The sequence below is a fragment of the Pedobacter vanadiisoli genome (assembly GCF_042684385.1).
Lineage (GTDB): Bacteria > Bacteroidota > Bacteroidia > Sphingobacteriales > Sphingobacteriaceae > Pedobacter > Pedobacter vanadiisoli.
The window spans coordinates 77,490-93,022 of the sequence record NZ_JBHULL010000005.1 but is presented as its reverse complement, the minus strand read 5'-3'; the positions used below and the strand labels follow the sequence as shown (position 1 = coordinate 93,022).

Sequence of the window (15,533 nt, the reverse complement as noted above, 5' to 3'; positions counted from 1 at the left end):
ATACCGATCGGTATATTAAATACAAATATTTTTATCATAAGAATCTCCTTTTAATTACATCATGGGGTTTCTTCAAATTCGAAAATTCATTTTAGGTTTGAATTTTGTAACTTTGACTTATGAACAAGCCAGAAACGATTGAGGACTTTTATCAGAACAAATTCAGTTTTCTCCCAGATAACCTACAGAATGGTGTTGGCCACTTTAACGTTTTTAAGCTGGAAGATTGCTTAAGGGATGATAGTAAGCCGATGAGCTATAACCGCAGGGATTATTACAAAATCTGCCTCACCCGCGGCCATAATGTTTACCATTATGCCGATAAAAGCATTGAGATTAACGGCACAGCTTTAATTTTTTTCAACCCACTTGTACCTTATACCTGGGAGCTTGCCAGTGGTAAACAAAGTGAGGTAACAGGTTATTTCTGTATTTTTACTGAAGCTTTTTTCAAGGAAAAGATCCGTGGAAATATAGGCGACCTGCCTATGTTTACCCCAGGTGGAAAGCCCGCATATATTTTAAATGAGCAGCAGGACAAACAGATTGAGGCCATTTTCGCTAAAATGTTTGATGAAATTAATACCGATTATATTTATAAATATGATCTACTCCGCAATTACATTACAGAAATCACACATTTTGCTTTAAAAACAGAACCTTCAGAAAATTTATTCAGACATACCGACGCCAATGCACGCATTACCTCAGTATTTACAGAACTGTTGGAGCGCCAATTCCCAATCGAAACCACTACCCAAAGGTTTACCATGCGTTCGGCAAAAGATTATGCCGCACAACTTTCGGTGCATGTAAATCATTTAAACCGGGCTATTAAAGAAACTACCGGCAAAACTACTACAAACTATATCACAGAGCGTTTGTTAAGTGAAGCAAAGGCCCTGTTAAAACATACCGACTGGAATATATCGGAAATTGGTTATTGCCTGGGCTTTGAAGAACCGACACATTTTAATAACTTTTTTAAAAAATTGACCAACCATACTCCTACTTCTTATCGAATTGTTTGAATTTCGTAATCATACGTTTGATTAACGTAATAAACTGAAGCCACCTGTACTGTAATTTTGTGTTAAGAAAAACAATAAAATTATGGGCATGAAAAAAGTTTGGTTTATTACCGGGGCTTCAAAAGGCTTAGGATTAAGTCTGGTAAATCAATTGCTTAAAGCTGGCCAGTCTGTTGTGGCTACTTCAAGAAATATTGATGAACTTAAAAAAGCTGTAAATACAAATGCAGAAAAATTCCTTCCACTGGCTGTTAACCTGGCCGATGAAAAAAATGTGGAAGAAGCAGTACAGGCCACCATTGCAAAATTCGGAAGGATTGATGTGGTGATCAATAATGCCGGTTATGGTATCGGGGGCAGCATCGAAGAATTGACTGATACCGAAACACGCGATAGTTTTGATGTAAATGTTTTCGGAACATTAAACGTGATCAGAAAAGCTTCGCCTTATTTAAGGGCGCAACACTCTGGACATATTATCAATATTGCATCAATTGCAGGCATTGCCGGCGCAACAGGCTGGGCTGTTTACGCTGCAGCAAAATCGGCTGTTATTGCTTTATCTGAAGTATTGGCCGAAGACCTTAAAGAATTTGGTGTAAAAGTAACTGTTGTGGCACCAGGAGCTTTCAGAACCAGTTTCTTAACTCCTGATTCGTTGATTTTGGCAGCCAATCCTATTGCCGAATATGAAGAAGTAAGGGCCGTACATGCTAAATATTTAAAAATGGATGGCCAACAGGCCGGAGATCCGGAAAAAGCAGCAGCTGCCATGATTTCTCTGGCCAGTATGCCTAATCCACCACTACATTTACTTTTAGGGAATGACGCTTTTCAAAGGGCAAACAATAAGGTAGAGGCTTTAATAAAAGAGTTTAAAGACTGGAAAGCCATCACAATTTCGACAGATTTTGACGAAAATTAATTTTACACATACAAAAAATTATCATGGAAAATCAAAAAATTTGGTTTGTAACAGGTGCATCAAAAGGCCTGGGACTTACCTTAGTAAGAACATTATTAAACAATGGCTTTAAAGTAGCCGCAACTTCAAGAAATTTAAGCGATTTAATCAAAGCTGTAGGTGAACACGAAGACTTCTTACCGCTCAGTGTTGATTTAATAAACGAAGATAGTGTAGAAGCTGCAGTGAGCCAGACCATTAGCAAATTTGGAAAGGTAGATGTGGTAGTAAACAATGCAGGCTATGGCATGCTTGGTGCGTTGGAAGAGTTAAGCGATAAAGAATCGCGGGAGAATTTTGATGTAAATGTTTTCGGTTCCTTAAATGTGATCAGAAAAGTGCTTCCTCAGTTACGAAAACAAAAATCAGGTCACATTTTCAATATTTCATCCATTGGTGGCTTTTCAGGCAATTTCCCAGGTTTTGGTATTTATTGCGCCACTAAATTTGCGGTAGCGGGCTTTACCGAATCGCTGGCTGCTGAAGTAAAATCAATGGGGATAAAAGCAACAGTTGTGGAACCGGGCTATTTCAGAACTGCGTTTTTAACCGAAGGATCTTTAGCTGTGCCAAATGAACCGATTGAGGCTTATAAAGAAGTACGTGAATCGCAGGCTGCACACCAGAACGACATCAATAACCAACAGCCTGGCGATCCGGCCAAAGCAGCTGAGGTGATTATTGAAGCTGCAAAAAGCGAAAATCCGCCAATTCATTTATTCCTTGGACCTGATGCTTACCAGGTTGCAGATGCTAAAATTGCAGATGTACAAAGAGATATGGCCAATTGGAAATATTTAGCAACTGCCACCAATTTTGATGAGGTGAATGCTTAAATTTAGTTTATCACGGATTAATCGTCAATTGATCCGTGATAAATTACCTGATAACTATTTTTAAATTACTCCATTTGTCCATAAAAAATTTAATCACCAACATGGCCATTAAGTAAATCCACAAGTTTATCAAATAAAAAACAAAAATATTTAATTCCGGGGTGATGAAATATGATAATGGGAAGCGCCATCGAACCGCTCCAATAAACTAGTTATAAAAGAAATTGGAATTATAGCCAATAATCCATTAATAAGCCTATACCATCTGGATTTTAAGAAAAAATTAATCCAAATTAATTGACTTAATAAAAGATACCATATCAAATCTATATAAAAATGGATCAGGTCATTTCCGAAATAATAATCAATATATCTGTCTCTATCCTTAGAATTGTAAATATAAAACAAGGCGGTACTCATTCTCACAACTAAGTAAATAATCCCTGTATATCTAATTACTAAAACAGGTGTCCTATCTAATCTCTGTATGGTTGGCGATACATGAAAGATGCTATACCAGATACTCCAGAAGCCAAAACCTATAAACTGTGACTGTACAAAAAACAATATTAGCAATTGGGACATATCAATTAAGTTTAATGAAGATAAGCTAGTGTTGTTTTATTTATTATGCTGCCAGCAATAACCGCTACCATCGCTGCTTCTTTTGCATCTAGTGCCTTTTTTGGTTAACGCCCTGCATTGTCCAACATAAACTGAAGCAGAATTACCAGTTTTATTCGGTCTGCGATACTGACTTTTAAATCCTGAACTTTTCGAGCTACAGATGCCGCAAGATCCACCATTATTGCAGTATTTACAAGCCGAACAGTTAGAACATGCACCGCAAGGATTTAGCCCGTAACAAGTAGCAACTGGCTCCTTTAGTGTATTTGTTTTTGGAGAAAAGCTATCGAATAACAATAAGCTGCCCAATAGGAAAGTATAAAATATCTTCAATGATTACAGGATTAAGAGCTTGTATTAAATTTAGATTTCTAATTTATGATTAAATATTGAAAATCTTAAACACTAAAATATCTCCTGCTGAACCATTTCGCTAAATTCACCAAAGCAATTAGAGCAGGAACCTCTACCAAAGGGCCAATTACACCGGCAAATGCCTGGCCTGAATGGATGCCGAATACACCAATGGCCACAGCAATAGCCAATTCGAAGTTGTTGCCTGTGGCGGTAAAAGCAATAGCGGTACTTTTGCTATAATCAGCGCCAAAATATTTACCTGTGAAGAAACTGATTACAAACATTATCACAAAATAAATGATTAAAGGTAAGGCAATCCTCAACACATCAAGCGGGATCTGCACAATTAATTCTCCTTTTAAACTGAACATCACCACAATGGTAAATAGCAAAGCCATTAGCGTTACAGGGGAAATTGCAGGAATGAAGATTGTGCGGAACCATGTTTCTCCCTTCCATTTAATAAGGATTTTTTGACTTAAAATGCCTAATACAAACGGAATACCCAGGTAAATGCTTACGCTTTTTGCAATCTCTAAAATTGAAATAGATACCATTAAGCCTTTTAAACCAAACACAGGAGGTAAAATGGTGATAAAGAAATAAGCAAATACACTGTACAACAATACCTGAAAAATACTGTTGAGGGCAATCAAACCGGCAGCATATTCGCGGTTTCCCTCTGCCAGTTCATTCCACACCACAACCATTGCGATACATCTTGCCAGGCCGACCATAATTAAACCGACCATGTATTCGGGATAACCATGTAAAAAAATAATTGCCAGAAAAAACATTAAAAATGGTCCAATAACCCAATTTAAAACCAAAGAAGCCCCTAAAATCCTAGTGTTTTTAAATACTTCGCCCAGGTTTTGGTAATTCACTTTTGCTAAGGGCGGGTACATCATCAGAATTAATCCAATTGCTAAAGGAATGTTCGTGCTTCCGCTGGAAAAGGAATTGATCAATATGGCAGATGAAGGGAATAAAAAGCCCAGTGCTACACCTAAAAGCATTGATAAGAAAATCCAGATCGTTAAATACCGGTCCAAAAAACCTAGCTGTTTCCGTTTAGCTACCGGAGTACAATTATTTGCCGACATCTTATTTTTTTAAATTTTCATTTACAAAATTCTCGATGTAAGCTTTAACCAAATCTCTCGTACTTCTGAATTGTGCCATAATTTCTGCTTCAGTACCTACGGCTTTGGCAGGGTCGGGAAAGTTATGGTGCAGCTTTATGGCTTGAGTTGGAAAATACGGACAGCTTTCTCTGGCATGATCGCATACCGTAATCACATAATCAAAAGGAACATCAAAGTATTCTTCGATGTTGTTTGATGCTTGACTGGAAATATCAATCCCATCTTCTGCCATTATTTTTATTGCCTTGGGGTTTACCCCATGCACTTCGATACCCGCGCTATAGATTTTTGCTTTGTTTTGAGCGAAATATTTTAAATATCCTTCTGCAAGTTGACTACGGCAGCTGTTTCCGGTACAGAGTACTAATACATTTTTCATTACTTTAAAATTTAAATTCTTAACAACAGCCGCTGCCTGGTGTACAACTATTTTGATCAGCAACAAGGTTCACCAATTCAATTTTTCTTTTTTCAGGCTGAGCGGGTGCACAACATTCTGCACCAGTTGTAGTTGTACCACAACTTCCACCGCGGTTTATCGCCTTACATTGTGTAGCATCCGGTATTAGGCTTATAACCAGGTTTTTACCCTCTACTTTAAATTCACCAGGATACATCTGTCTGGTATCAAATCCTGAATTACCGAATTCAATTTTCACAATACCTTTGGGATTTAAAGCCAGTTTACTTTCTACCAGGTCTATGATTGACAGTGCTTTTTTAACCTGCATTGCCCTGCCCTCCTCCTCTTGTGCAGGCTCCCATAACTGCACAATAATTTCTGTCCAGGCATTCATTACGCCTCCACAATCTACCGAGGTAATCGGTGCTTGTTTAATTTCAGTAATGTGGTAATTCGCATTTACCCACTTATCAGTAGCATATTGGAACTGCAATAGCAATTCTGGACGCTGTTGAAGTTCAGTTTTGAAGCTGCTCCAATCTATAGAAGAAGTATTAATCATAATATTGCAATTTAACGATTGATTTATATAAAAAATTTTAACAGCAGTTTTGTTCGCCTTTATACGATGAGAAGAAATTACCCAACTGATTCTGGAGCAATTTCCAGGTTTTAGGTTCGATGCAATAACAAACGCTTACCCCTTCAATAGTGCCCTGTATAATGCCAGCATTCTTAAGTTCCTTTAAGTGTTGAGAAATGGTTGCCTGTGCTAAACCCAATTCATCAACCAGATCGCCACAAATACAGGTGCTTGATTTCAGGATACGCTGCAGAATGGCTATCCTGGCCGGATGGGCCATCGCTTTTAGCAAAGCAGCCATTTGGTTCTGCTCTTCGGTAAAGATTTCAGTTTTGGTAAGTCCCATAATTTATATCGCAATATTACGATAAATAAAACATGTATCAAAATTTATATTTAACTTGTCCGAAAACGCTAAAGAATTCCTATCGGGATGTATAAATATTCGTATTTTGAATTAAATTTTAAATCATGTGGAAATTTTATGCAATACTCTCTGCTTTATTTGCAGCCGCAACAGCCATTTTAGCTAAAGTTGGGCTAAAAGGTGTAAATGGAAATATTGCAACAGCTATCAGGACTATAGTCATTCTTTTTATTGCCTGGGGTATCGTTTTAGCAACAGGAGAAATTTCCCAGCTTAAAAATTTGAGTAAAAACAACCTGATATTTCTGGGATTATCTGGATTGGCAACAGGGTTATCATGGATTTTCTATTTTAAAGCACTCGAAACGGGAAATGTTTCTAAAGTAGCTCCGATTGATAAGTTAAGCGTGGCCATTGCAATGGGCCTGGCTTTTTTGATCTTAAAAGAACCCATTGATGCTAAAACATTAATCGGCGGCAGTATGATTGTAGCCGGTAGTCTGGTGATTTTGCTTTGAAGATTTGGTGCTAGTCTTTTATCATTAAGAAGTTAAGAGTATTAAGCTTTACTAAATAAGTTAATTTAAGGTTAATATTCCGAAATCGGCAGTACCGAAGTATATTATAACTTCTGGCTATCAACTATCAACTTATTACCCATTGACTAATGGACCATAAAACAAAACGCCGGTTAAAATTGGCCGGCGTTTTTGTTGTACAGGATGAGAAGAAATTATTTCTTAGGCTTTGCGCTCATGTAAAAAGTAAGCTTTCCACCGTTAGTGATATCTGCGTGTTTAATTCTATGATCGGTAATTTCTTTTCCGTTCAATAAAACTTTCTCTACGTAAATATTTTTATCACTTTGTTTAATGGCTTCAACCGTAAAGGTTTTACCATTTTCTAAATTAATTACGCCATGGTTTACTAATGGGCTACCTAAAGAGTATACATCAGAACCTGGTGCTACCGGGTAAAAACCTAATGAAGAAAACATGTACCAGGCACTCATTTGTCCGCAATCATCATTTCCGCCCAAACCATCAGCAGTAGGTTTATACTGCATGTTTAAGATGTGGCGAACCTGGGCCTGTGTTTTCCAAGGCTGATCGGTCCAATTGTAAAGATATACAATGTGGTGTGCAGGTTCGTTTCCATGTACATAACCGCCAATAATGCCTTCGCGGGTAATATCTTCAGTATGCGCAAAAAACTCATCGGGCAAATGCATGGTGAACAAAGTATCTAAACGCATGGCAAATTTTCTTTTACCACCCATCATCTCGATCAGTGTGGCTGGGTCTTGCGGCACAAAAAAACTGTAGTTCCAGCTGTTCCCTTCAATAAACCCCTGACCCTCTGTGTCTTTTGGATCAAATGACTTTTTAAAAGTGCCATCGGCCAATTTCGGTCGCATAAAACCGGAAGCACTGTCATAGTTGTTTTTCCAGTTGTTTGAACGTTTAATAAATTCGTCGTAAATATCCATGCGGTTCAATTTCTTAGCCAATTGCGCAATTGACCAGTCATCGTAAGAATATTCCAAATTATTGGAGACCGAAATTCCAGATTTTTCGGCAGGAATGTAACCTTTATCCATATAATAACCAATTCCCTCATAATCGCGATGTTTAGCTGTAGCAACGCAGGCATCCAGTGCTTTATTGGCATCACCGGTATAAGTACCTTTAATAATGGCATCAGAAATTACCGAAACACTGTGGTAACCACTCATACACCAGTTATCGTTGGCATAATGCGACCAGATCGGCAACATGTGCAGGCTGCTCTGATCATAATGTGCCAGCATTGATTTCACCATATCGTTACTACGTGCAGGCTGCGTAATATTAAAAAATGGGTGTAAAGCACGGTAAGTATCCCAAAGAGAGAATGTGGTATAATTGGTGAAACCGTCTGCTTTATGTATTCCCTGATCTAAGCCTTTATATTCACCGTTTACATCCGTATAGGTGGTCGGATTGATATAGGCATGATATAAAGCAGTGTAAAAATTTATTTTATTATCGTTAGAAGTACTTACCTGAATTTTATTCAATTCTTTATTCCATATTGCCTGTGCCTGTGCTTTTACTTTTTCAAAATCCCAGCCCGAAATTTCTGTGCGCATATTCTGCAGGGCATTTTCCTGGCTAACCGGCGATAAAGCAAATTTAATTTTGATCTTCTCTCCTTCCTGCGTATCAAAATCGAAGAACATTTTTATTTTTTTGCCTGCAATTTCCGGGAAATTCTGTTCCTGGTTAAATTTACCCCAAAATCCCCTGTATGCCTGCTTTGCATCATAGCTTTTACGTCCGTAGCTCTTAAAAGGTTTAGAAAAACTCATTGCAAAATATACGGTTCGTGTTCTGGCCCATCCATAGGTTTGACGGTAACCGGTAACCAGGGTATCGTTTACCACCCGAACGTAAGTCCACACGGTTTTATCTTCGTAATTGTAGATACCTGCCATTAAATCGAGGATAATGTGCGATTGATCAGATTTAGGGAAAGTATATTGGTGCATGCCTACTCTAGTGGTTGAGGTCAGTTCTGCCGTGATGTTATCGTCATCGAGCTTTACCTTATAGTAACCTGCCTCAGCAACTTCATTGGTATGAGAGTAGGCAGAACGGTAGCCGCCCTTAGGATTTGAAGCTACACCGGGATTTAACTGTAATTTGCCCTGTGTAGGCATAATGAGAAAATCGCCCAGGTCAGAATGGCCGGTGCCGCTAAAATGGGTATGGCTAAAGCCTGTAATGGTTTTATCTTCGTATTTGTAGCCTGCACAATATTTATATACATCGCCATTATATTTGCCATTTACCTCGTAAGATAAAGTATCTGTTTCGGGGCTTAACTGCACCGCACCAAATGGAACGGTTGCTCCGGGGTAAGTATGCCCCATTTTTGAGGTGCCGATAATGGGCTTCACATACTGCACCAGGTTCTGCTGTGCCGATGCCATCATCGATGAAAGCAAAAGACAAGGCAGGATAACTTTTTTGATCATATTGGTTTAAAATTAGCTTGTTTTGTTGAAAATTCTAAGGTATAAATTTATCTTCAAATATGCATAAATCACAAGACTAAAACGTTTAAGTAAGATAAAAAATACATTTTAGATTCCTGAAGATACATTTTATTGCGGTATCAGAGTCTACAGATTTGAAAAACAGGTTCTGCGGTTCGTGGATTGCAGCAATCCCACCTCCTGCTTAGTCCCTATTGAATATGTTTTTCAATTAAAACTGATCTTTAGATCGGGATAACGTGGCCGGTCGGGTTTATTGAATCCAAAACCATCGTTCTTTTTTATGGAAAACCCCCGCAGGTTTATGCCCCCAACTTTTGTTTAATAAACCTGATAGAACGAAAAAACCGGAGCGAAGTATGAGTGAGGATTTGTAGTGATAGCAGGACTACAGACCGCCATTAAAGCAGAACCGCTCATTTTCAAAAAAATATTAACCTCCTTAGTGCTCCCTTTTACAAACTACCTCATTTAGCAACCGCTTTTTACAAGTAACTGACTTCCTTTAAATAATTTCAGCTAAATAAACCTTATTTTTGCATCCTTATATTTTTAAGATGAGTAAACACGGTAGAATTCTGGTTGCCATGAGTGGCGGGGTTGATAGTTCGGTAGCGGCTGTAATGTTGCATGAGCAGGGTTATGAAGTTATTGGTTTAACTATGAAGACCTGGGATTATGCCAGTTCTGGCGGTAGCAGTAAAGAAACCGGCTGTTGCTCGTTGGATAGCATTAACGATGCACGTACACTTGCAGTAAATTATGGTTTTCCGCATTATATTCTGGATATACGCGATGAATTCGGCGATTATGTAATCGACAATTTTGTGGATGAATACCTTGCCGGAAGAACGCCTAACCCTTGTGTATTATGCAATACCCATATTAAATGGGAGGCACTTTTGAAACGTGCCAATAAACTCGACTGCGAATTTATAGCCACAGGACATTATGCTAACATCCGCCAGCAAGATAACGGGCGTTATGTAATTTCGAAGGGAAAAGACGAAAACAAAGATCAGTCTTATGTATTGTGGGGTGTTTCTCAGGAAAATCTATCCAGAACGAAATTCCCTTTAGGCAGTTTTGCCAAGTCTGAAATCAGACAGATGGCCCTGGATATGGGACAGGAAGAACTGGCAAAAAAATCAGAGAGTTATGAAATCTGTTTCGTACCTGATAACGATTACAGGGCATTCTTAAAACATAAAGTGGAAGATTTAGAAGACAGGGTTGCCGGCGGAAATTTCATTTTAAGCAATGGAATGGTAGTTGGACAGCACAAGGGTTATCCTTTTTACACCATAGGGCAGCGTAAGGGCCTTGGGGTAGCATTCGGCGAGCCAATGTTTGTAACCCAAATCCTTCCCGAAAGCAATACCGTAGTTTTGGGCAGAGCTGAAGAACTGGAACGTAAAGAAGCGATGGTGCGCAATATAAACCTGGTTAAATATGCCAGTATTGAAGAGCCCATGAACGATGTTATTACAAAAATACGTTATAAAGATGCGGGGATGTTGAGTACCATTGTACAGGAGAAAGATAAAATGCGCGTGGTATTCGACCACCATGTTTCAGCAATTGCTCCCGGTCAATCAGCTGTATTTTATGAAGGTAATGATTTATTGGGCGGAGGCTTTTTAGTATAAAAAAATTTATATACAGCCCCTAAAAGCCAGAGGGGTGACTACTAATAAAACAAAAAACGAGTTGCCGGAAGGTAACTCGTTTTTTGTTTTATCGATTACCAGACATGATGAATTTTGTTCAGCGTCTTTTAAAGGTCATTGAAATAATGAAACTATACCATATAGTTATTCATTCCCCTTAAAAACATTAATTGCAGCCGTTTTCCATTCTATATAACCTAAATTACCACAAATTTGGGCTACAAACCCCTCTACTTCTTCGGGAACATCATTAACCACACGCCACCTAATTTTATATTTTGGATTATAACTTATATAAACCACTAAATCATCATTACGCTGCCCAATTGCATGTAAATGCTGTAAATGGATATCCTGTAAATCTGCTGCAGCAATCCTCAGTCTTTCATTCATGATCTTGCCTAATGAAAGATCTGGTTTAAAATCTGTTTCGAATATGGCTAAAACGGTAACTGTCATAAAAAATAAATATATCAGCAAGCAAACCGAGCTAAAAAACTGAGTAAAAATCTTCAACTAATACAAGAAATAATCTTTCCGATATTTCCAGTATCCTTGTCTCTCTAAAAGCAAATCTATACTAAAAAAATTAGTATTAAAATTTATTTTCATATTTTTTTTAGTTAAAACAAAAATTATAGAAATGCATGACATAGCCCTGCTATCAGGTTAATAACTCTGAAATTGTGAATAAATACCTTAAACAACTGACAGTTAGGATAGTTATACATATAGTAAACAATGAAGATTATGAAAAAGTGCATTTATGTGGTAGAAGACAATCCCAGCATCAGGGAAATCATCGAATTTTTATTAATCGAAGAACTTTACGAGGTAAAGACCTGCCAGAATACAAGCGATTTTTGGTTTCAAATGAGCAAACACCTGCCAGATATGGTAATTCTCGATATTATGTTACCTGATGGCAGCGGGGTGGATATCTGCAATACGCTGAAACATAATATCAAAACACACCATATTCCGGTAATGATGATGTCGGCCAATAACCATTTGAATGCTGTTAAGGCAAAATGTGATGCTGAAGATTTCATTAACAAACCTTTCGACCTGAACGATTTTGCAAACCGGGTAGATAAATATTTACTCAATTAAAAGAAATCGTTACAAGGCCTGGCATTAAACACCAATCTTTTGATGAATTCTGGCATCAAAGTTTTTCAAAATTACCCGTTAACCACTTCGCCACCGTTGACATGTATCACCTGTCCGGTGATAAATGAAGCATCATCAGAAGCGAGGAATACATAAGATGGTGCTAGTTCTGAGGGTTGTCCTGCCCTTTCCATTGCCGTTTCAGCTCCAAACGACTTAATCTTTTCCTCATCAAAAGTAGATACAATAAGTGGTGTCCATACTGGTCCCGGTGCCACAGCATTTACACGGATGCCTTTTTTGGCCAGGTTTGTAGCTAAAGAGCGGGTAAAAGACGTGATCGCTCCCTTTGTTGATGAATAATCGATCAGGTTTGGCGAAGAACGGTAAGCTGTTACAGAAGTAGTATTGATGATGGTATCGCCTTTGCTAAAATATTCCAATACTTCATGTGCAAAGTAGAAGTAGCCAAATATGTTTGTACGGAAGGTATCCTCTAATTGTTTATTGTCGATCTTTTTTGGATCTTTTTTAGGAATCTGCATCCCGGCATTATTTACCAAAATATTGATTTTGCCCAACTTTTTAACCGTCGTTTCTACTGCCTTTTTGCAAAATGCAGGCTTTTTAACATCTCCTTTAATCAATAAACACTTTTTACCTTCAGTTTCAACCATTTTCTGCGTTTCCATTGCATCTATATCTTCATCCAGGTAAACAATGGCTACATGTGCACCCTCTCTGGCAAAATGTACTGCAACTGAGCGACCAATCCCACTGTCTCCTCCGGTAATCAACGCAACCTTATCATTCAGTTTACCCGCTCCCTTATAAGTCGCCTTAATTACTTCAGGTCTAGGATCCATCTTAGCCTCTATTCCTGGCTGTTTGTTTTGTTTGGCAGGTGTTTTTTGAGTTTTCATCGCTTCTTTTGTCTAATTAGGTTCTAACACAATACTGATCTTTAAACAAGGCTAACTTCTTCAAAGTTTTAAGAACTTCAACCTTACGCACCAGTATTTAAACCAATTTAACTTAATATTTTGCTCATATTCCATCATTTTGAAAGGATATACCTCAGTAAATTAGCCCATTAAATGCTAACCAAAAGAAACTGAAATGAGAAAGACAATTTTATCTGCTTTGCTCCTGTTGGGCTTAACCTTACCCGGCCTGGCCCAAAAAAGATTAGGCAATGAAACCGCTGCTCAAAAAACCAAAAGAATGGAATGGTGGACAGATGCCCGCTTTGGCATGTTTATCCACTGGGGCTTATATGCGCTGCCAGCCCGCCACGAGTGGGTTAAAAGCTATGAGCACATTAGCGACGAAAACTACCAGAAATACTTCGAGCAGTTTAATCCCGATTTATTCGACGCCAAAAAATGGGCTAAAGAAGCGAAAGCCGCTGGAATGAAATATGCTGTACTGACGACCAAACACCATGAAGGCTTTAATTTATTTGACAGCAAATACACCAATTATAAAGCAACCAATACACAAGCCAAAAGAGACCTGGTAAAGGAATTTGTTGATGCTTTTCGCGCAGAGGGCATTAAAGTAGGTTTTTATTATTCGCTTATTGATTGGCACCATCCTGATTTTACTGTTGATAGGTATCATCCACAAAGGCCCAATAATGATAACGAAGCTGAATATGCGGCACTGAATAAAAACAGGGACATGGCCAAATATCGTAAATACCTCTATGATCAGGTAACGGAGCTTTTAACCAAGTATGGAAAAATCGACATTCTTTGGGCCGACTTTTCATACCCTGGTAAACATGGTAAAGGCCGTGATGATTGGGGTTCGGTAGCGCTGCTTAAACAGATCAGAAAGCTGCAGCCACAAATTATTGTAGATAACCGTTTGGATCTTAATGATTATGAGGATGGTACAGATTTCGAAACACCTGAACAGGTTAGTACAAAAGAATTGGAAAAATACCGTGGAAAAGTTTGGGAAACCTGTCAAACCTTTTCAGGATCCTGGGGATACCACCGTGACGAAAATACCTGGAAGAGCAATAAAAAATTATTGGATCTACTCATTACTTCGGTGGCCAATGGAGGTAACTTATTGCTCAATGTTGGTCCTACCGCGCGAGGTGAATTTGATAACCGGGCAAATATTGCTTTGGATAGCCTAAGCCTTTGGATGCACGCCAATTCGAAATCTATTTACCATTGTACATTTGCCCCTGCAGAATTTAAAGCGGCTGAGGGAACAAAACTCACTTATAATAACGACACCAGAAAATTATATATACACCTGTTTGAATATCCAAATACCGGCTACATTACGCTTGATGGATATAAAAACAAGGTAAAATACGCACAGTTTTTACATGACAACTCTGAAATACAGATCGATACCGAAAAATCTACCGGAAACACACTTGTATTAAAACTACCTAAGAAGAAACCGGATTTCCAAATCCCGGTAATTGAATTGGCACTGAATTAATCTACCTATATTCATCAGCGAGTTAACTGCATATAGTATTCAACTTGTATTTATCACGTTGAGCGCAGTACAAACTGAGTTTAACGTGATAAATTCGATGTAAAGTTGTAATTTATGTTCAAACGCTGACTAAACATATTGAACGCGATAAATGTTAATGTTTTATGAAGTTTATTGCATTGCCATTTTGCCTTTTGCTATGCTATTTTAAATTATGTGCCCAATATACGGATAGCACCAGTTATCATGTCGTGCTCACTTCAACCGGATCCATTAACCGTACCAATGAAGACCGTGCTTATTTATTAAACAATGCGCTTAATTTTGGCATGAAAAAGAAAAGCTTTGTTCTAAATTCCAATACTGCATGGCTTTATGGCAAACAGAACAGTGATTTAACCAATAATGATTTTTCTACCACGTTAAACTTTAACCTCTACAAAACTTTTCCGCATTTTTATTATTGGGGTTTGGTGAATTACAACACGAGTTATTCGTTAAAGTTAAAAAATCAATTGCTTGCAGGCGGAGGTATTGCCTACAGCATATTAGACAAACCTAATGCATATATTAACCTGAGCGATGGTGTATTATTTGATCAAAGCAGCTTAATTGTAGGCGATAGCTACCACACTTACCGTAACTCATTAAGGCTGCAATATCACTTTGCCATAAGGGAACTGATTACGATTGATGGCAATTATTTTTTGCAAAATGCTTTCGATAGAAAAGGCGATTATATTATCCGCTCAACCACCACACTTGGATTAAAACTCCGTAAATGGATAAGCCTTACCACTGCATTGAATTATAATAAACTCAATATTACCCATAGCGAAAACCTGAACCTCACGTATGGGTTAACGCTTGATAAGTATTTTTAGAACAATCGGGAATCATCAAAATCTTGAGTCGATAGTCACTG

At 38.1% G+C, this 15,533-nt stretch carries 16 protein-coding genes; 8 read left to right on the top strand and 8 right to left on the bottom strand.

What is annotated here, in order from left to right; genetic code table 11:
- Positions 1 to 119 precede the first annotated feature (119 nt).
- The 3 genes from ACFSR6_RS04275 to ACFSR6_RS04265 all read left to right on the top strand — a co-directional run bounded on the left by ACFSR6_RS04275 (position 120) and on the right by ACFSR6_RS04265 (position 2,831).
- Positions 120 to 1,031, top strand: a complete 912-nt coding sequence (locus ACFSR6_RS04275) for a helix-turn-helix domain-containing protein (RefSeq protein ID WP_379075407.1) — start codon at positions 120 to 122, stop codon at positions 1,029 to 1,031.
- An 88-nt stretch (positions 1,032 to 1,119) separates the two neighbouring features.
- On the top strand, positions 1,120 to 1,956 hold the full coding sequence (locus ACFSR6_RS04270) for an SDR family NAD(P)-dependent oxidoreductase (RefSeq protein WP_379075404.1): 837 nt from the start codon (positions 1,120 to 1,122) through the stop codon (positions 1,954 to 1,956).
- A 23-nt stretch (positions 1,957 to 1,979) separates the two neighbouring features.
- Complete coding sequence (locus ACFSR6_RS04265; RefSeq protein WP_379075401.1) at positions 1,980 to 2,831, top strand: SDR family oxidoreductase; 852 nt, start codon at positions 1,980 to 1,982, stop codon at positions 2,829 to 2,831.
- Positions 2,832 to 3,452: 621 nt separating this feature from the next.
- Here ACFSR6_RS04265 and ACFSR6_RS04260 read toward each other — a convergent pair.
- From ACFSR6_RS04260 to ACFSR6_RS04240, 5 genes are all read right to left on the bottom strand, one after another.
- Entirely contained in the window at positions 3,453 to 3,755 is a 303-nt protein-coding gene (locus ACFSR6_RS04260) for a DUF5763 domain-containing protein (protein WP_379076145.1), read from the bottom strand.
- Between the two features lie 101 nt (positions 3,756 to 3,856).
- Positions 3,857 to 4,921, bottom strand: a complete 1,065-nt coding sequence (gene arsB, locus ACFSR6_RS04255; RefSeq protein WP_379075398.1) for an ACR3 family arsenite efflux transporter — start codon at positions 4,919 to 4,921, stop codon at positions 3,857 to 3,859.
- Between the two features lies 1 nt (position 4,922).
- Complete coding sequence (locus ACFSR6_RS04250) at positions 4,923 to 5,342, bottom strand: arsenate reductase ArsC (RefSeq protein WP_379075395.1); 420 nt, start codon at positions 5,340 to 5,342, stop codon at positions 4,923 to 4,925.
- 19 nt (positions 5,343 to 5,361) lie between these two features.
- Positions 5,362 to 5,928, bottom strand: a complete 567-nt coding sequence (locus tag ACFSR6_RS04245) for a DUF6428 family protein (protein WP_379075392.1) — start codon at positions 5,926 to 5,928, stop codon at positions 5,362 to 5,364.
- Between the two features lie 37 nt (positions 5,929 to 5,965).
- The gene (locus tag ACFSR6_RS04240; protein WP_379075389.1) at positions 5,966 to 6,295 is read right to left on the bottom strand and encodes an ArsR/SmtB family transcription factor; all 330 of its coding nucleotides are present in this window, start codon (positions 6,293 to 6,295) and stop codon (positions 5,966 to 5,968) included.
- A gap of 125 nt (positions 6,296 to 6,420) precedes the next feature.
- Between ACFSR6_RS04240 and ACFSR6_RS04235 the strand changes: the two genes are divergently transcribed.
- A complete protein-coding gene (locus tag ACFSR6_RS04235; protein ID WP_379075386.1) occupies positions 6,421 to 6,834 on the top strand; it encodes an EamA family transporter in 414 nt (137 codons plus the stop codon).
- A gap of 215 nt (positions 6,835 to 7,049) precedes the next feature.
- On the opposite strand, the gene ACFSR6_RS04230 is transcribed toward ACFSR6_RS04235, so the two are convergent.
- Positions 7,050 to 9,335, bottom strand: coding sequence for a GH92 family glycosyl hydrolase (locus ACFSR6_RS04230; RefSeq protein WP_379075383.1), 2,286 nt, complete (start codon positions 9,333 to 9,335; stop codon positions 7,050 to 7,052).
- A 578-nt stretch (positions 9,336 to 9,913) separates the two neighbouring features.
- Between ACFSR6_RS04230 and mnmA the strand changes: the two genes are divergently transcribed.
- Positions 9,914 to 11,005, top strand: a complete 1,092-nt coding sequence (gene mnmA, locus ACFSR6_RS04225; protein WP_379075381.1) for a tRNA 2-thiouridine(34) synthase MnmA — start codon at positions 9,914 to 9,916, stop codon at positions 11,003 to 11,005.
- 165 nt (positions 11,006 to 11,170) lie between these two features.
- On the opposite strand, the gene ACFSR6_RS04220 is transcribed toward mnmA, so the two are convergent.
- The gene (locus ACFSR6_RS04220; protein ID WP_379075378.1) at positions 11,171 to 11,485 is read right to left on the bottom strand and encodes a hypothetical protein; all 315 of its coding nucleotides are present in this window, start codon (positions 11,483 to 11,485) and stop codon (positions 11,171 to 11,173) included.
- Between the two features lie 291 nt (positions 11,486 to 11,776).
- Here ACFSR6_RS04220 and ACFSR6_RS04215 point away from each other — a divergent pair, with 291 nt between their 5' ends.
- The gene (locus ACFSR6_RS04215) at positions 11,777 to 12,139 is read left to right on the top strand and encodes a response regulator transcription factor (protein ID WP_379075375.1); all 363 of its coding nucleotides are present in this window, start codon (positions 11,777 to 11,779) and stop codon (positions 12,137 to 12,139) included.
- A gap of 71 nt (positions 12,140 to 12,210) precedes the next feature.
- Here the strand turns inward: ACFSR6_RS04215 and ACFSR6_RS04210 are convergent, their stop codons facing one another.
- Positions 12,211 to 13,062, bottom strand: a complete 852-nt coding sequence (locus ACFSR6_RS04210; protein ID WP_379075372.1) for an SDR family oxidoreductase — start codon at positions 13,060 to 13,062, stop codon at positions 12,211 to 12,213.
- 196 nt (positions 13,063 to 13,258) lie between these two features.
- On the opposite strand from ACFSR6_RS04210, the gene ACFSR6_RS04205 reads away from it, so the two are divergent.
- The gene (locus ACFSR6_RS04205; RefSeq protein WP_379075369.1) at positions 13,259 to 14,608 is read left to right on the top strand and encodes an alpha-L-fucosidase; all 1,350 of its coding nucleotides are present in this window, start codon (positions 13,259 to 13,261) and stop codon (positions 14,606 to 14,608) included.
- A 164-nt stretch (positions 14,609 to 14,772) separates the two neighbouring features.
- Complete coding sequence (locus ACFSR6_RS04200) at positions 14,773 to 15,492, top strand: DUF481 domain-containing protein (RefSeq protein ID WP_379075367.1); 720 nt, start codon at positions 14,773 to 14,775, stop codon at positions 15,490 to 15,492.
- Positions 15,493 to 15,533: the final 41 nt, after the last annotated feature.